The organism is Pelagimonas varians (assembly GCF_003208435.1).
In the GTDB taxonomy this organism is placed as follows: domain Bacteria; phylum Pseudomonadota; class Alphaproteobacteria; order Rhodobacterales; family Rhodobacteraceae; genus Pelagimonas; species Pelagimonas varians.
On record NZ_QKMF01000007.1, the window covers coordinates 1 to 15,659 of the forward strand.

The 15,659-nt window shown below is 52.6% G+C and carries 18 protein-coding genes, 1 tRNA gene and 1 pseudogene; 5 read left to right on the top strand and 15 right to left on the bottom strand.

Annotated elements, in window-relative coordinates; translation table 11 throughout:
* A pseudogene (locus tag C8N36_RS10835) lies at positions 1-109 on the bottom strand (IS5/IS1182 family transposase); the annotation flags it as partial.
* A gap of 65 nt (positions 110-174) precedes the next feature.
* On the opposite strand from C8N36_RS10835, the gene C8N36_RS24860 reads away from it, so the two are divergent.
* A complete protein-coding gene (locus C8N36_RS24860) occupies positions 175-819 on the top strand; it encodes a recombinase zinc ribbon domain-containing protein (protein ID WP_425451776.1) in 645 nt (214 codons plus the stop codon).
* A gap of 206 nt (positions 820-1,025) precedes the next feature.
* On the opposite strand, the gene C8N36_RS10845 is transcribed toward C8N36_RS24860, so the two are convergent.
* Positions 1,026-1,973: a retron St85 family RNA-directed DNA polymerase gene (locus C8N36_RS10845; protein WP_170125851.1), complete on the bottom strand. Its 948-nt coding sequence runs from the start codon at positions 1,971-1,973 to the stop codon at positions 1,026-1,028.
* Positions 1,974-2,530: 557 nt separating this feature from the next.
* Positions 2,531-3,052, bottom strand: coding sequence for a hypothetical protein (locus C8N36_RS10855; RefSeq protein WP_141468059.1), 522 nt, complete (start codon positions 3,050-3,052; stop codon positions 2,531-2,533).
* A gap of 709 nt (positions 3,053-3,761) precedes the next feature.
* Between C8N36_RS10855 and C8N36_RS10860 the strand changes: the two genes are divergently transcribed.
* On the top strand, positions 3,762-4,004 hold the full coding sequence (locus C8N36_RS10860; RefSeq protein WP_097804674.1) for a hypothetical protein: 243 nt from the start codon (positions 3,762-3,764) through the stop codon (positions 4,002-4,004).
* A 74-nt stretch (positions 4,005-4,078) separates the two neighbouring features.
* Positions 4,079-4,516 (top strand): recombinase family protein, encoded by a 438-nt coding sequence (locus C8N36_RS24865; RefSeq protein WP_211318236.1) that lies wholly within the window; start codon positions 4,079-4,081, stop codon positions 4,514-4,516.
* Between the two features lie 1,094 nt (positions 4,517-5,610).
* Here C8N36_RS24865 and C8N36_RS10870 read toward each other — a convergent pair.
* The 12 genes from C8N36_RS10870 to iscR form a co-directional block, all read right to left on the bottom strand.
* A tRNA-Arg gene (locus C8N36_RS10870) sits at positions 5,611-5,687 on the bottom strand.
* Between the two features lie 134 nt (positions 5,688-5,821).
* Positions 5,822-7,042 (bottom strand): cysteine desulfurase, encoded by a 1,221-nt coding sequence (locus C8N36_RS10875; RefSeq protein ID WP_097804673.1) that lies wholly within the window; start codon positions 7,040-7,042, stop codon positions 5,822-5,824.
* On the bottom strand, positions 7,035-7,616 hold the full coding sequence (locus tag C8N36_RS10880) for a YIP1 family protein (RefSeq protein WP_097804672.1): 582 nt from the start codon (positions 7,614-7,616) through the stop codon (positions 7,035-7,037). The genes C8N36_RS10875 and C8N36_RS10880 overlap by 8 nt, the downstream gene beginning before the upstream one ends.
* Positions 7,613-8,092, bottom strand: a complete 480-nt coding sequence (locus C8N36_RS10885; RefSeq protein WP_306456915.1) for a Yip1 family protein — start codon at positions 8,090-8,092, stop codon at positions 7,613-7,615. Before C8N36_RS10885 ends, C8N36_RS10880 begins: the two co-directional genes overlap by 4 nt.
* Positions 8,093-8,128: 36 nt before the next feature.
* Positions 8,129-9,409, bottom strand: a complete 1,281-nt coding sequence (locus C8N36_RS10890; RefSeq protein ID WP_097804670.1) for a SufB/SufD family protein — start codon at positions 9,407-9,409, stop codon at positions 8,129-8,131.
* Positions 9,409-10,164, bottom strand: coding sequence for a Fe-S cluster assembly ATPase SufC (gene sufC, locus C8N36_RS10895; protein WP_097804669.1), 756 nt, complete (start codon positions 10,162-10,164; stop codon positions 9,409-9,411). Before sufC ends, C8N36_RS10890 begins: the two co-directional genes overlap by 1 nt.
* A gap of 22 nt (positions 10,165-10,186) precedes the next feature.
* Positions 10,187-10,780, bottom strand: a complete 594-nt coding sequence (locus tag C8N36_RS10900) for a hypothetical protein (RefSeq protein WP_097804668.1) — start codon at positions 10,778-10,780, stop codon at positions 10,187-10,189.
* Between the two features lie 58 nt (positions 10,781-10,838).
* A complete protein-coding gene (locus C8N36_RS10905) occupies positions 10,839-11,042 on the bottom strand; it encodes a hypothetical protein (RefSeq protein ID WP_097804667.1) in 204 nt (67 codons plus the stop codon).
* A gap of 14 nt (positions 11,043-11,056) precedes the next feature.
* Complete coding sequence (locus C8N36_RS10910) at positions 11,057-11,239, bottom strand: hypothetical protein (protein WP_170125852.1); 183 nt, start codon at positions 11,237-11,239, stop codon at positions 11,057-11,059.
* Between the two features lie 102 nt (positions 11,240-11,341).
* Positions 11,342-12,862: a Fe-S cluster assembly protein SufB gene (sufB, locus tag C8N36_RS10915; protein ID WP_097804702.1), complete on the bottom strand. Its 1,521-nt coding sequence runs from the start codon at positions 12,860-12,862 to the stop codon at positions 11,342-11,344.
* A 14-nt stretch (positions 12,863-12,876) separates the two neighbouring features.
* Positions 12,877-13,920 carry a cysteine desulfurase family protein gene (locus C8N36_RS10920; protein ID WP_097804665.1) on the bottom strand — a complete coding sequence of 348 codons (1,044 nt, stop codon included), beginning with the start codon at positions 13,918-13,920 and terminating at the stop codon, positions 12,877-12,879.
* Between the two features lie 63 nt (positions 13,921-13,983).
* On the bottom strand, positions 13,984-14,451 hold the full coding sequence (gene iscR / locus C8N36_RS10925; protein ID WP_097804701.1) for a Fe-S cluster assembly transcriptional regulator IscR: 468 nt from the start codon (positions 14,449-14,451) through the stop codon (positions 13,984-13,986).
* A gap of 195 nt (positions 14,452-14,646) precedes the next feature.
* Between iscR and C8N36_RS10930 the strand changes: the two genes are divergently transcribed.
* Positions 14,647-15,300, top strand: coding sequence for an alpha/beta hydrolase (locus tag C8N36_RS10930; protein ID WP_097804664.1), 654 nt, complete (start codon positions 14,647-14,649; stop codon positions 15,298-15,300).
* 59 nt (positions 15,301-15,359) lie between these two features.
* A complete protein-coding gene (locus tag C8N36_RS10935; RefSeq protein ID WP_097804663.1) occupies positions 15,360-15,641 on the top strand; it encodes a hypothetical protein in 282 nt (93 codons plus the stop codon).
* The last annotated feature ends 18 nt before the right edge of the window (positions 15,642-15,659 follow it).

Consider the following 15,659-nt stretch of genomic DNA (forward strand, 5'->3'; position numbering starts at 1 on the left):
AAGCCATCTCCGGATCAAACCAGATCGACAACGATCCGCGCTGCTTCAAGCTGTCATTGTAAGACGACCAGTTTGTGGTCTTGTACTTCGTCGGGCTCCAGCTGCTCATGACCGCCTGCTATCATACTGGATTCGCGACATGAATCCCCGCAGCCGATTTGTGCAACAAAGCCCCTGCGAGGTACTCTTGAATGTGAAAGTTGTGGCTACGGTATAACTTCTTGCTGGTCGACAAGCGGTACAAAACGTAAATATCCATACTACTTTTGTCATCACAAAGGTTGCCCAGAACATCGAAAATCTACAAGGCGCGAGGAAGTTGAGAAGCAGTTCGAGAACCAACTCAAGTCTTTAGTACCTAGCCGTAACACACACGCGCTGGCTGCCCGTATGTTCAAAGATGCTTGGGAACAAAGGGCAGCGACAGTCGGATCAGAGGCCAGGCGTCTCCGAAAGCGCGCAGATCAAAAAGGGCAAGAGATTGAAGCTATGCTCGACCGGATAGTTCGAACTAGCAATGATGTAACCGTTGCAGCCTATGAAAACCGTATATCCGAACTGCAGTCCGAAATGGCTCTTTTTGAAGAGGAAGCCCAAAAGCTGTCCAAACCTCATAGAGAATTCGACGAGATGTTCGAACTGGCAATGCGTTTTCTCTCAAACCCTTATGAAATCTGGAAAAAGGGGAACTTGACTGCGAAGAAAACTGTGCTGAGGTTGGTTTGCCCGACCAGGTTGCGGTTTGACCGAAAGCGAGGACCTCGACCGCAGAAACGACTTTGCCTTGCAAGGCGCTACAGTTTCTTTCCGTCTATCTAAATGGAGTGGTGCACCTGAGAAGAGAAAGTTCGAACCTTCTTTTTGAAGAGTTTGATCAGTGGCTCGCTCAATCAACTTGGTAACTACCTTGCGTGACGACAGCGAAAAAGCGCTACAGGAATTTCAAAATCCGAGAGTTCGAGCCTAGATTTTCGCCAATTCCATGAAAATTCATTCGATGAAACGCAAACATATGTAGCCCAAATTTATGTCTCAGGCACCGGCTTCTTGGTCGACAAAAGAAGCTTGTCCGCCCCTGCTAAGAGCGCTTGCATTTGCACCGCATCGGGGAACTGCATCGAGTACCCCCGTAGTCCAAGCAAGTATGCAATATCAGATTTTTCGAGCACCGGTTTCTTACCCAAATTATGTAGTCGAGCACGGTTCAGTTTGCGCCATTCGATAGGTGGCTGAACAAAGGTCCCACAAATCAACCCCGTAACTTCCCTACGACTGCCAGTGCCCGCATATCTTGTTTTAGACGCCTTCAACTCAAACCCAGCGGATTTAACCACATCTTCCACCCGCACTTGGAACTGCTCTGAAATGTAATCGTCAGCGCTAAAGGTTATATCGTCAGCATACCTTGAGTATTTCGACCCAACGCTTGAGGCCAATGCCTCAAGTTCTCGATCTACTTTAGACAATACCATGTTTGCAATATTGGGACTTGTCGGTGCACCTTGAGGAAGTTTGCCGTTCAAGGTGCATAGGCCAGCAAGGGTTTTAGCAGCCGGTTGTGAATATCCAAGCTCTTTGAAAACAAGAAGAACTTGTGAGAAAGTGACACTGTCAAAAAATGACTTGATGTCAACATTCAAAATGTGTGTCGATCCAAGATGATACCTAGCATTGTCCTGTATCGATCTGCCTCTACAGAAACCAAATACATTTTCAGATGCTGGAACCCGACTTACGATGTTGTCCAAAATCCACCATTGGGCAACTTTTAGATACGTTCTTGGTGCAGAAATCTGACGTTCGCTTCCATCTTTTTTCGTTAGGGGAAACGTTCGATAGTGCCTGTTTGGCTTTTTTAACATCGAAACAATCAGTTTTGGTCCAATACCCAAAACAGTTGCTATGTCAAACTCGGTCAACAGCGGTGCAACGCCCCTCTCTCGAAATTTCTCAAATTGGAGTTCATCTGCCATCGGATCATCAGACCTAAGAATCGCTTCTATATGTTGAAAGTCTGGCGGGAAAAAATAGGAGCGGGTTGGCATCTCAGAAATTCCAGTCCAGAAGACTGCCTTGAGCATGTGGATTGAAAGGAAGCTCCGGATCTCCGGAAAGATCCGGAAATCCGGAGCTTCCTTTCAATCCACGAGCCCTTATATAGTTGACCTGTTTACCTGCTCGCCGCAACGGCGAACAATCTGATTTTGCAGCCAACCCGCCTTTCATTTGTACTTCCCCCGCTGCCCTTTCATCAAGAACAATCTGAGATTATCCAGTTCTTTATGTAGACCATCACGTCGAACCACCTCACGACCTTTAGCTGTCAGGAAAAATGTACCCCTGCGAACTGGACTAATATGCCCGTGAACCCTTGCAAAATAGTGGGCTTCTCTAAACGCACCCGTTTCAATAAGCTCCTCTGCTGTACCCTGCGGAAGAATGTCAGGTGCAAATCGCTCCACGTCTTGGACGCGGCCCGGCTGAATTACAGAAAGTACCGTAAGATATGAGAACAGTGGGTCCAAGACGCTCATGTTTTCAGCCTCAACTTAAGAATGAGTTTGGATTTAACTCTATCCGAAAATTTCTTCACGATACTGAAGCAGTCTGCAACTTCTTTGTAGTCTACATATACAACTTCAGACCCCAGAGATTCCGCACATTTGACAGGCCCAGTATTTAGGTACCCATCGCTTTTCTCATGAGTGACGTCAGAAAGAATTATCATCTTCTTGCAAATGTCTTCCTTCATACTGAAAGCACCGATCTCAGCGAAAGAACCCGGGCTGTCAGGTATCATTATAACTAGAGATGCAACTTCTTGGGCGTGATCTAGCTCGGCAGCCGCCGCGTTGTGGTGGGGGCCAAGCTCCTCTTTGTAAGAGTCAATCAACTCATGGTATTCACCGAGGCTAACCGTGTAGCCTTCTTTTGAGAGCGAGTGAAACAACTCAAACCTCAATACAGACGCCACCGATTGGCTCGATTTTGACTTATCCTCAGGCTCAATATAAGGACCAGCAAGAAACACGACAAAGTCGATTTCAGCCACTTGCGCTGCCCGCTTATATACTTCTGTTTTAAGTCTGCGTTGTAGACCAGCGGTAGGTTTAGCCAATTCAATCGCTCTCGATGGTAGTTGGGATCGTTAAACCACGAGTTGTGGGTCGACAGCCAGTGTTTTCTTCCAAGGAACTAATGTTGAGCAGGCCAATCCTGTGCAACTATGGATAATGATGGATCAAGGACACCTCAAACCAAAAGGCATACCCAACCGTCAAATAGGTATGCTAATCGAACTCGTTGCCTATTCACCAATGGCGAGCTGATTTAGAAACACTCCAGTATAGGCCACAATGGCGCTGACATCCGATTGCCCAGAAGTACTTAGCAAGTTAAGCGTGCGTGTGTTTCAAACTTTTGCCGCTCCCCTGAGGTCGCTCCATGCAGGTGCAAGTTTACTATTCTTACAACACTGAACCTCAGGAAACTGATTCGCAGAATTTGCCCTGATTTCATTTCAGCGTCCTGCCACATATATTTGCCTAGCAAAAATTTCTCTTGTGATAGATTCGAAACCACCGTTTGCATCACCCTTGTACGGTTAGATTTTTGCAGAATATTTGGGCAAAAATGGGCGCCACATATCGAGGCATTATTTATTAATTTCAGCAACTTGACCAAGTTAGAACCCTACTGTTACGGTTGATCACGAGATCACTTTTCAGGTCATCATCGCTAAATGAAAGGAAGGTTCGAACATGGAGTTCTCAGAAACAGTACAAGCAAAAAGCGGGCAAAGTCAGGGCTGCCGCACACAGGTTCCAGCAGTCGAGACCATTGAAATTGAAGTCGGCGTCTACAATGATATTTTTGAGGGAAACGAACTCAACGAAGTCCAAAAGCGCGAATTCCTCCGATCATTGCATGCGGTGATTTGGGCGCTAATCAACTTGAATTACGACGTTCATCCAGTCGACCCCATCAAACCGACTTTCCACTGATCATGAAAGCATTGCGGTCAGCCTGACTTGGCCAAAACGGGAATTGCCCACTCTAAATCCGAATGGGAGAAAAAATGACTCCGGAAAACAAAACACCACCAGTCCAGAACGCCGTAATTTATTGTCGAGTTTCGTCTCTCAAGCAGGTAAATGATGGAGACGGCTTGGCCAGCCAAGAGACACGGTGCCGAGAATACGCAGCTTCACGAAATTATGACGTGCTCGAAGTATTTTCGGACGTAATCTCTGGTAGCACTTTGGAACGTCCCGGGATGAAGGCAATGCTGCTGTTCCTCCAGAGCAATGATGCACACGAGCATGCAGTTGTGATCGATGATCATTTCACGTCTGGCCCGCGATTTGGCAAACCACCTACAACTACGCACGAGAATACACGTTGCGGGAGGCAAATTGGTGAGTCCTTCAATGGAATTTGGCGAAGACTCGGATTCTGTGCTGGTAGAAAACCTTCTTGCATCTGTTTCAGACCACCAGCGAAGAAAGAACCGTGAACAATGTCATAATCGAACGCGTGCGAGGTTGATGAACGGTTATTGGGTTTTTTCTGCCCCTGTTGGCTACCGGTATGAGAAGCAAAAGCAGGGTGGAAGAATACTAGTTCGCGATGAACCAATGGCCCAAGTTGTTCAAGAAGCCCTGGAGGGGTTTGCAGATGGTCGCTTTCAGACTCAAGCAGAAGTAAGACGCTTTTTGATGTCACGTCCCGACTACGTTCTGGCGATGCCAAGCAAAACCGTGCGTAATCAAGCTGTGAACGACATCCTGACAAGACTGGTTTACTCTGGATACCTAGAGCACAAAAAATGGGACGTGCCGCTGACAAAAGGCAATCATTCAGCGCTAATCAGCTATGAAACACACTTAAAAATACAAAGGCGTTTGCAAGAAACCGGCCATGCACCAGACCGAAAGGACATAGACCGAGACTTCCCTTTACGCGGTTTCCTTGTGTGTGATCGGTGCGGAATCGCGCTAACAGCTTGTTGGTCCACGAGCCATACCGGCGTGAAGTATCCATACTATCACTGTCGGAAGAAGGGTTGTCAGTTTTACGGAAAATCCACTAGGCGAGATCGGGTACATGAGCAGTTCGAAGCCCTTCTAAGATCCATGGAACCAGCAGAGGGTACACTCAAATTAGCAGATAGGATGTTCAGCGATGCTTGGAATAAGCGAAGAGCAGAAGGCGAAAAGGCTTCAAAGCAAATGTTGCGTCGTGCTGAAAGCACCGACAGAGAGATTGAGAAGTACCTAGTGCGTATTGTCAGATCAGACAATGACTCTGTCATAGACAAATACGAGCAGAAGATCAGCAGTTTACAGAGTGAGAGCACCTTGTTCCGAGAGCAAGCATCGAAAACCTCGTACCCACACAAAAACTTCGACGAAGTGTTCGAACTCTGCATGCAGTTTTTGGCAAGCCCTTATAACATCTGGACAAAAGCAGACCTACCCCTTCAAAGAACCGTACTTCGACTAGTATTTGCAAAGCCGCTGGCGTTTTGCAAAAATCAGGGTATTCGAACCCCCGAAACCACCTTTCCATTCAAGGTGTTACGGTTTCTAGAAACATCGAAATGCAAAATGGTGCACCTGAGAGGATTCGAACCTCTGGCCTCTGCCTTCGGAGGGCAGCGCTCTATCCAGCTGAGCTACAGGTGCATTCTTCCGGGGTTATAGGCTGGCTGTTCAGCCAGTGCAACGCGGGTAACAGCCCAAACGCAAGTTTTTTTGTGCGATCCAAAAGGGATGGTGGGCGGGGCGCATTTCCAGCGGAAACAGCGCCGAGCCAGCATTCAACCCAACAAATCATGCGCGAGTTCAAGCGCTTCGACAAGTATATCCACCTCTTCGCGCGTGTTATACATCGCAAAGGATGCCCGACAGGTCGCGCTGACACCAAGGTGGTCCATCAACGGCCCCGCACAGTGATGGCCTGCGCGCACAGCCACGCCCTTTTTGTCCAAAATGGTCGAGATATCATGAGCATGCCCTGCCCCATCCAATGTGAACGAAAAGATCGCGCCCTTGCCCGGCGCTTTGCCTTGCACCTGCAACCAGTTGATTCCCTCGAGGCGTGAGCTCGTATAGTCACGCAAATCCGCCTCATGCGCTGCGATATTACTCATCCCAACATGCATCATATACTCCAGCGCCACGCCTAATCCGATCTGCTGAACAATGCCCGGTGTTCCCGCTTCGAATTTCATGGGCGGATCATTGTAGCAAACCGTCTCTTTGTGCACTTCTCGGATCATGTCGCCGCCGCCCATAAACGGGCGCATCTCGTCCATACGGGCACGTTTCATGTAGATCGCACCGGATGCCGAGGGGCCATATAGCTTGTGGCCGGTGATCGCATAAAAATCGCAGCCGATGTCCTCAACATTGACCGGCATGTGTACTGACCCTTGGGACCCGTCCACCAACACCGGCACGCCTTTTTCACGCGCCGCAGAGCAGATCGTTTTCACATCCACTTCTGTGCCCAAAACATTCGACATCTGCGTGATGGCAACAAGTTTGGTTTTCGGGCCAATCGCGTCAATCACCTTTTGCGGGTCCAAAACGCCTTGGTCATCAACATCCACCCACTTGATCACAACGCCCTGACGTTCGCGCAAAAAATGCCAGGGCACGATGTTCGCGTGATGCTCCATCACCGACAGAACAATTTCGTCGCCAGCCTGCAGGTTCGGCATAGCCCAGCCATAAGCGACCAAATTGATCCCCATGGTAGTGCCAGTGGTATACACTATCTCATCCGGGTCCGAGACGCCAAGGAAGCGGGCAATGATCCCGCGGACGCCTTCGTATTTTTCGGTCGCCAGATTGCTAAGGTAGTGCAACCCGCGATGCACGTTGGCGTATTCTTCGGCATAGCCGCGAGTAACCGCATCAATCACAACCTGCGGTTTTTGCGCGCTGGCCCCATTGTCCAGATATACCAATGGCTTGCCATTCACCTCGCGGGTAAGAATAGGAAAATCCGCGCGAATTTTGGTGACGTCATACATATCCGTTTATCCCTGTAGCATTGACCCCGATCAGGGCCAACAAAAGCGACAGGACAAAGGACATTCCCATCACTCCGAAAATCACTGCCGCCGCAGATTTGAGCAAACTGCCAAACCCGTGCGCCTCGTCGATAAAATTCACCAAAATCCACAGTCCGATGACCGTGGTCAAGGTGACTAGCGTGCCGCCCAGAAAACTCGAGACAGGCATCAAGACCAAAAGCAAAGCCTGCACCAGCACTTGAAGCGCTTGCATCCAAATCACCAGCACAGCCATATCGGCCATCCGCCCCTTGCCGCCAATGAGCCGGCCAGCCCATTGAAAGGTTACAATCGTAATCCCGACCGAAGCCACTTGCATAAGGGCAAAAATCGAAGGACGCCCCAAAAGCCCCGGCATTGCCCCGTCCAAAAGCAACATGGACAGCGAAAACAACACCGTGTTCAGCACCACAACCAGCGCAAAGCTGGTCAGCAATGCTTCGCGGCTGAGGTGAAGATCAATCAACCAACGCGCCACTTTCCGCGGCTCGGTCAGGCTTCGAAGGACCAACGTCACTGCTATCTGATTCATACGCCCTGCCCTGTTTGATCTGCACGATGAACCGTGCGAAGTCCCGCGATCCAGAACCACAAAAACACCAACCAACACAAAAGTTTGACCAGTTCGGCCTGTGTGCCCGGCCCAACAAAACCGGCCACCAAACCATAGAAAAGCAACAGCGGGCTCATCGCCAAAAAGGCCCAGAACAGCGCAAGCCGCGATCCGAATGCCGTGCCTTTTCCGCCAAGAGCACGCGCAATCCAATGGGTGACAAACCCGACAAAATACAGCGCCAATGGCAGCCCAAAGACCACAATGACAAAGGCTTTGCCGATTGAGATCGACAAAGGCGTGCCTGCCAAATGCGCTTCTCTTGCAAGACCCGGCCATTGTGCGATGAACATGACAAATGCCGCGCCCATCACAAAGACCAAGGCACGGTCTTCTCGCGTGCCCATCTCCATCAACCGGGCAACCACTTTGCCCGGCCGACGGTATGTGGCCACTATATCGCTGCTCAGTGCCATAGGTTTCCCGCTACATCAGTCGTTGCGATGACGCGACAACCACGCCTCGGACCGCGACAGGATTTCCTCGCGCAGCGCCTCGGCTTCGATCTCGTCCACCGCTTCTGCGATAAAGCTCAGAACCAACAAGTCCTGCGCAATCGAATGCGGAATACCGCGCGATTGCAGATAGAACAATGCATCATCGTCAATGGCCCCCGATGTTGAGCCATGCGAACAGGCCACATCGTCGGCGTAGATTTCAAGCTCTGGCTTGGCAAGGAACTGGCTGTCCTCATCCAAAAGCAAAGACTGTGAAATCTGGTAGCCATCGGTTTTCTGAGCATCCGGCTTGACCAGAATTTTGCCCTGAAACACGCCAGTCGCCCCGTTGCGCAGCACCTTTTTGAACACCTGACGGCTTTCGCAATTCACCGCGTCATGGGTAACAAAGATCGTGTCATCGTGATGGAAATCGCCATCGCCCATGCAGGCCCCTGCGACATGCGCAAAGGCATCATCACCAGTCAGCTCAATCACGCATTCGTTGCGCGTCATCACGCCATTGACTGTCAAGGTAAAGCTTTTGAATGTGCTTTGAGCACCCAGGCGAGCAAAGATATGCGTCGCCGCGCGGCGTTCATGATCACGCCCTTGGGTCCGCACATGATGCAAAGTGCCGCCATCTGCAATATCCGCCTCAAGACACTTGTTGAACCGTGCCGCTGCCGGACCGTTTTCCAACAATGTCAAAACTGCGCCACTGTCGACTTTGATCACATGATGCAGCATCGCATCCGAGGTTTCGGAGTCGTGACGATAGATTAGATTGACCGGCTTGCTCGGTGTTCCGGTCACATGGATCAACACGCCGTCTGTTGCAAAAGCCGTGTTCAGCGTTGCCAAAGGACGTTCCACCGGATCCTGACCACGCGCTTCAAGAACGCCGTACAAGTCCTTGGCCCAATGGATATCTTTAACATCGGCCAACCGGTCGATGCTGATACCTTCCAGCGCCAGATCATCTGATGCATCGGCGTCGAACACACCGTCAACAAAGACAACTTTCAAGCGGTCCATGTCACCAAACATCGGCGTCTCATCGGTGCTATACACCGCCGCAAGGATCACCGCAGCATCAACCAATGACGCGGGCTTGGTGTATTTCCAATACTCGTCGCGCGCATGTGGAAGGCCCATCGCCTGAACGCGTGCCAAAGCATCTTGCCGCGCCGGTGTTGACCAGCCGCCGGTGGGCAACTCAAGCGCGTCAACCCGCGCCTGCGTTGGTCCCTGTTTCACCTGAGGAGCCGCCATTATGCGATCTCCGCCAAGATGTCGGAATAGCCGTTCTTCTCGACTTCCAGCGCCAGCTCGGGCCCGCCGGTTTTGACGATGCGGCCAGCCGCCATGATGTGCACCACGTCCGGTTTGATGTGGTCCAACAAACGCTGGTAGTGGGTGATCACAAGGAAGCCGCGGCCTTCATCACGCAGGGCGTTCACACCGTCCGCAACCAGCTTCATCGCATCAACGTCCAGACCGGAATCTGTTTCGTCCAAGATGCACATCTTTGGCTCAAGCATTGCCATTTGAAGGATCTCGTTACGTTTCTTTTCTCCGCCGGAGAAACCGACATTGACCGGACGCTTTAGCATGTCGGCATCGATCTTCAGATCTTTGGCTTTGGCCCGCACCAGCTTAAGGAAATCGGCGGCGGACATTTCCTCTTCGCCGCGCGCTTTGCGCTGCGAATTCACGGCTGTCCGCAAGAACGTCATGTTGCCAACACCAGGGATTTCGACGGGGTATTGGAATGCCAAGAACAGGCCCGCTGCTGCGCGCTCTTCCGCTTCCATATCAAGCAGATCTTCGCCTGCCAGCGTGGCTTCGCCGCCGGTTACTTCGTAGCCACCCTTACCCGAAAGCACGTAAGACAAAGTCGACTTGCCAGAGCCATTGGGCCCCATGATCGCGTGTACTTTGCCAGCCTCAACAGTCAGATCGACACCTTTGAGGATTTGCTTGTCCTCTTCTTCCAGTTTCACTTGCAGGTTTTTGATTTCCAGCATGTTTATTCCTTCCTCGGCAGCGCTAGGGGTGCTGCAAAAACTTGACCACCTGGAACAGTTTTTCCGGTGGAATGGGGGTTGGGGTCACATGAAAATGCGCCATGCGCCCAGTGATTTCGGGTTGGCCAAGGTAGTCCTCGACCTTGTGGTAAAACTTTCGGTCTTTGTAATCGTCAAAGAACAGATCGACCGGCTTCTTGGTCAAAAACGCAGTGGCCAGCGCGCAGGCCTGCCGAAACCGGCCATCCACCAGAACCACGTCCGGTGCCGCAAACCCGTCTTGCCGCCAGATCCGAAGCGCATAATCGGCATAGCCGCGCCAGTTTTGGTCATCAACAGGGTGGCCCCAGTCTTTGGTCGGGCCAATGTCAGCCCAGATCACATCGACAGATGTGCCCGCTGCGGGTGGGTTTTCCGCCAGCCAGCCTTGCATCATCTTTGCCCAATCCGGGTCGGATTCGATCGCAATGACACGCGTGTTAGACAATTCGGACGCCATCACGGTGGATCCGCCAGAGCCGTATTCAAGAATGACATCCGCCCCTTGATACGCCCGCGCCAAAAGCGCGGCCTCGGCCGATGGAAAAGTCAGCTCAGGGCGCTGCACAGCGGTCATGCCTGCTGACTCCCGGCCTGCGGTGCCAATATGTCGAATGAGCCGAGCATGTCGTTCCTTACTCGCGCCAACCGAAACGGTCTGCCAGATGGGTCAATCCCCGCGCGAGCAAAAGCCCCGCGATCACGCCACCAGCGACCCAAAACACCGGATTGCCGTGGTCGGTGCCGTATCGGACATAAAACATGCCAATCGCGCCCCCGAGAACCGGTAGACCGTAAGGCAGGAAATCCCAAATTCCGCCTTTGTTGTAGTCAGACATATCGCTCCCCTACCTTATTCATCGCCGCGCCATTTCTGGACCAGTTGCGCCACTGTACTGCCCAAAAAGCCGGACACGAAGGACACTGCAATCACCGCAGTCATCGACAGTTGAACAGCGACTTGACTGACAACGACGGAAAACCCTGCGCAAAAAACGCCGGTCATAATGGCCGTAATCAGCAAAGAGCTTCCCATACCGGATTTCATTCAACACACGTTCCAATCGCGCCGGCTATGCGATCCCTGTGAACAGACATGTGCCATTCGGATCGCAAAGCTCAACGCAGTTTTCAAATATCAGCCAACGGACCCTTCGAGAGAAATTGCAACCAGCTGCTGTGCTTCCATCGCGAATTCCATTGGCAAGGCTTGTAGCACTTCCTTACAGAACCCGTTGACCACCAGCGCCACTGCGTCTTCTTCGTTCATGCCGCGCTGACGGCAGTAAAACAGCTGCTCGTCATCCACCTTGGAGGTCGTGGCTTCGTGCTCTACCCGAGACGAGTTATTCTTGACCTCGATATAAGGCACAGTGTGCGCCCCACATTTGTCGCCAATCAACAAGCTGTCGCACTGCGTATAATTGCGCGATTCCTTGGCCTTGGGGTGCATCGATACCAAGCCGCGATAGGTGTTTTGCGCCACACCCGCCGAGATACCTTTGGAGACGATCCGCGATTTTGTGTTGCGACCGAGATGAACCATTTTGGTACCGGTGTCGGCTTGCTGATGGTTGTTGGCAATCGCGATCGAATAGAATTCGCCCTGGCTTTCATTGCCGCGCAAGATGCAGCTTGGGTACTTCCACGTCACAGCCGAACCGGTTTCCACCTGCGTCCACATAATCTTGGCACGATCACCACGACAATCAGCCCGCTTGGTGACAAAGTTATAGATGCCGCCAACGCCGTTTTCATCCCCTGGATACCAGTTCTGAACCGTCGAATATTTCACTTCGGCATCTTCTTCGATGATGATCTCGACCACCGCTGCGTGCAGCTGCGCCACATCCCGCTTCGGCGCGGTACAACCTTCAAGGTAACTGACATAGCTGCCCTTGTCGGCAATGATCAACGTACGCTCAAACTGGCCGGTGTTTTCGGCATTGATGCGGAAATAGGTCGACAGTTCCATCGGGCAGCGCACACCGGGCGGCACATAAACAAACGAACCATCCGAAAACACAGCACTGTTCAACGTTGCGTAGAAATTGTCAGATACCGGAACCACCGTTCCCAGATATTTTTTCACCAGATCAGGGTATTCGCGGATCGCCTCGGAGATCGAACAAAAGATCACGCCGGCCTTCTTCAACTCGGCTTGGAACGTTGTCCCGACCGAGACGGAATCGAATACGGCATCAACCGCGACTTTGCGGCCCTCGGCGGGGATATCCTCAGCACCTTCAACACCCGCAAGGATCATCTGTTCCTTCAGCGGAATGCCTAGCTTTTTATAGGTATCCAAAAGCTTCGGATCGACCTCATCCAATGACTTGGGCTTTTCAACCATGCTCTTGGGACGCGCGTAGTAATACAGATCCTGAAAGTTGATGTCAGGATACTCCACCATCGCCCAGTCCGGCTCGACCAGCTTTTCCCAACGCGAAAACGCTTGCAGACGCCATTCGGTCATCCACTCCGGCTCTTCGTTCTTTTCGGAAATCAAACGCACGATATCGGGGTTCACGCCTTTTGGGGCGTATTCCATCTCGATCTCGGTGTCCCAGCCGTATTTGTAGGTGCTGACAGCCGCAACCGCGTCAACCGTTTCCTGATCGACGCCGTCCTTGACGACCACTTCTTCTTTAGCTGTCATCTCATTTCCTTTTCTCATGCGGCCCGTTCGCAATGCCGCTTGTATGCCTTTAGCCACGCTTCTGCGAAACGCGTCACATCTTCAACCGAGGTGGTGGGCCCGATGCTCACCCGGATTGCGCATTGCGCAATCGCCTCGTCATATCCCATTGCGGTCAGCACCTTGCTGGCCCGCACCTTTCCGCTTGAACAGGCACTGCCTGCACTGATGGCGAATCCCGCAAGATCCATCTGCATCACCTGTGTCTCACCCTTCCAGCCCGGAACGGCAAAACAGGACGTATTTGGCAGCCGCGTAGCGGCTTTCCCGACAAAAATAGTCTCTTTCGCGCTGGCCGCAATAGTTGATTCTAGAATGTTTCTAATTTCTTCAACCCGCGCCCAGTCGCCGCGGTCCAATTCAGCCGCCGCAGCAGTGGCCGCTGCGCCAAAGCCTGCGATGCCGGGAACGTTTTCCGTTCCGGCACGACGTCCCATTTCCTGACCGCCGCCCTTGAGCTGCGCCGCCAGTTCAGTGCCCCGTTTTAAAACCAGTGCGCCAATCCCCTTGGGACCGCCCAGCTTATGTGCCGAAATCAACGCCATCTCACATTCAAGCCAGTTGAAAGCCACGGGGATCTTGCCAAAGGCCTGTGTGGCATCCACCACAGCAAGGCCCTGCGGCAAAACCTGCACAACTCCGGTTTCCGAGTTCGCAAGTTGCAGCGCCGTACGCGCAGGATCCGTCACCGTCACAGCCCCGTTACAATCAACGGCTAGAACTGGATCAGCCCAAGCCCCAACCGCATCATGCTCAACTTCCGCCCCGACAAACCCGCGCCCCGCCAAGGCCAAAGCCGCAGCTTCCGTCGCACTCGACACAAAAATAACATCCGCTCCATCAGCCCCGAAGGCCGCAGCCACCTGCCCGCGCGCCTTCTCGACCAAAGACTTCGCCGCCCGCCCTTCCCCGTGCACAGAAGACGGGTTCCCGACCACATCCAGAGCGGCAATCATTGCCGTTCTCGCCTCATCGCGCACAGGCGCGGTGGCATTCCAATCTAGGTAGACACGGCTCATGGTTTCTTCTGTCCAAAAATATCCCGGGGGAAGCCGCATTTTGCGGCTGGGGGCAGCGCCCCCTTACAGCTTTTCATCGTCCACTACCGCAAACAGGTTCGGAACTGCAGGGCAAGGGGCCAAATCATTTTTCACCACATCCGACAGTCGCGTCTGATGCAAAAACACATAGACATGCGCACTCAATCCTTCCCACAAACGGTTGGTCAAGGATTGCGCACGGCTTCCGGACAAAGCCCCCGATGCCCCGGCCCCCTTGTGCATGGCATCCACAGTCTCGTCTACGGCCGCCAAAATCTCGGACACACGAATGTCCGACGGCACCCGCGCCAAACGGTATCCGCCGCCGGGCCCGCGCACCGATTCGACCAATCCGGCACGGCGCAGCTTGACAAAAAGTTGCTCAAGATAGGGCAACGACACGTCCTGACGCTTTGAAATATCTCCCAAAGTCACCAACTGATCATCCGGCTGCAGCGCAATATCGGTCAAAGCGACCATCGCGTAGCGGCCTTTTGTACTTAGCTTCATACCAATCCCACCTTTTTCCCACAGTTCCCTGATCATTTGAGACCCAAACCGCGCTAACAATTGACCTTGGCGCAGCAATTGCCTATCTGCACTCTAGCCCGAAGCCGGCACAAGCCGGTTTAGAATAGTTCTAAGGTGCCCAAGCGAATTCGTCAAGAATTCAACTGCACCCTAACAGGAGCACGTAACAGCCCCATGCCCGAGGTCATCTTTCCCGGACCCGAAGGCCGCCTTGAAGGCCGCTATCATCCGCAAAAAGACCGTGATGCCCCCATTGCCATTGTGTTGCATCCGCATCCGCAATTTGGCGGCACCATGAACAACAAAGTTGTGTATAATCTGCACTACGCTTTCTACAACATGGGTTTCACCGTGTTGCGGTTCAATTTCCGCGGCGTTGGCCGTAGCCAAGGTGAATATGACCAAGGCGTCGGTGAACTGTCGGATGCTGCGTCGGCGCTCGATTATTTACAATCGATGAACAACAACTCCAAGCATTGCTGGGTCGCAGGATTCAGCTTTGGCGCTTGGATCGGCATGCAACTGCTGATGCGCCGGCCTGAAATCACCGGTTTCGTCTCGGTCTCGCCGCCAGCGAATATGTACGACTTTTCGTTTCTGGCCCCTTGTCCGGCTTCTGGCCTGATCATCAACGGCAAAGCAGACCGCGTCGCCCCGCCCGTGGACACAACCGCGCTGGTGAACAAGCTGCACGAACAAAAAGGCATCACTGTCACCCACCAAGAAGTCGAAGGGTCCGGCCACTTTTTTGAAGAGCCGCACATGGACACAATGATTGACAGCGTCTCTGGCTATGTCAAACGTCGCCTGACCGAAAACACCCGCTAGTACAAACACTTGGGCCGCGAACTTAACGCGGCCCAGATGACGATCAGAAAGGCCCCCTCATGTCTGTTGTTGACGACCTCGCGGATAAGCTTGCGCAAGATGTGATCAAGGCAATGGACGCCCTTGGGGATGAACAATTGCCCGAACAGGTCGCGAATGTGCTTGGGGCTTCTTCCCCCAGTTCCGAAGACATTTTTCGCGCCGCAGTCCGCATTCGGCTGGCAGAGCGCCGCGCTCGTAACTTCCTGAACGAACATGTCAAGACCGCGCTCGCCGCCAGAAAACAAGGCGAAGCTATTCCCAAAGCGATCGCGCCCGGAACTGATAACGAACACCTCTAGGCTGGGGACATCAGCCCC

What these genes read in the sequence shown, in the direction of transcription:
- C8N36_RS10875 (WP_097804673.1), bottom strand. Translation starts at nt 7,042, where the DNA reads ATGTATGACGTCACCAAAATTCGCGCGGATTTTCCTATTCTTACCCGC.
- C8N36_RS10935 (WP_097804663.1), top strand. Translation starts at nt 15,360, where the DNA reads ATGTCTGTTGTTGACGACCTCGCGGATAAGCTTGCGCAAGATGTGATC.
- C8N36_RS10930 (WP_097804664.1), top strand. Translation starts at nt 14,647, where the DNA reads ATGCCCGAGGTCATCTTTCCCGGACCCGAAGGCCGCCTTGAAGGCCGC.
- C8N36_RS10905 (WP_097804667.1), bottom strand. Translation starts at nt 11,042, where the DNA reads ATGTCTGACTACAACAAAGGCGGAATTTGGGATTTCCTGCCTTACGGT.
- sufC (WP_097804669.1), bottom strand. Translation starts at nt 10,164, where the DNA reads ATGCTGGAAATCAAAAACCTGCAAGTGAAACTGGAAGAAGAGGACAAG.
- C8N36_RS10860 (WP_097804674.1), top strand. Translation starts at nt 3,762, where the DNA reads ATGGAGTTCTCAGAAACAGTACAAGCAAAAAGCGGGCAAAGTCAGGGC.
- C8N36_RS10910 (WP_170125852.1), bottom strand. Translation starts at nt 11,239, where the DNA reads ATGGGAAGCTCTTTGCTGATTACGGCCATTATGACCGGCGTTTTTTGC.
- C8N36_RS10880 (WP_097804672.1), bottom strand. Translation starts at nt 7,616, where the DNA reads ATGAATCAGATAGCAGTGACGTTGGTCCTTCGAAGCCTGACCGAGCCG.
- sufB (WP_097804702.1), bottom strand. Translation starts at nt 12,862, where the DNA reads ATGACAGCTAAAGAAGAAGTGGTCGTCAAGGACGGCGTCGATCAGGAA.
- iscR (WP_097804701.1), bottom strand. Translation starts at nt 14,451, where the DNA reads ATGAAGCTAAGTACAAAAGGCCGCTACGCGATGGTCGCTTTGACCGAT.
- C8N36_RS24865 (WP_211318236.1), top strand. Translation starts at nt 4,079, where the DNA reads ATGACTCCGGAAAACAAAACACCACCAGTCCAGAACGCCGTAATTTAT.
- C8N36_RS10920 (WP_097804665.1), bottom strand. Translation starts at nt 13,920, where the DNA reads ATGAGCCGTGTCTACCTAGATTGGAATGCCACCGCGCCTGTGCGCGAT.
- C8N36_RS10845 (WP_170125851.1), bottom strand. Translation starts at nt 1,973, where the DNA reads ATGGCAGATGAACTCCAATTTGAGAAATTTCGAGAGAGGGGCGTTGCA.
- C8N36_RS10900 (WP_097804668.1), bottom strand. Translation starts at nt 10,780, where the DNA reads ATGACCGCTGTGCAGCGCCCTGAGCTGACTTTTCCATCGGCCGAGGCC.
- C8N36_RS10890 (WP_097804670.1), bottom strand. Translation starts at nt 9,409, where the DNA reads ATGGCGGCTCCTCAGGTGAAACAGGGACCAACGCAGGCGCGGGTTGAC.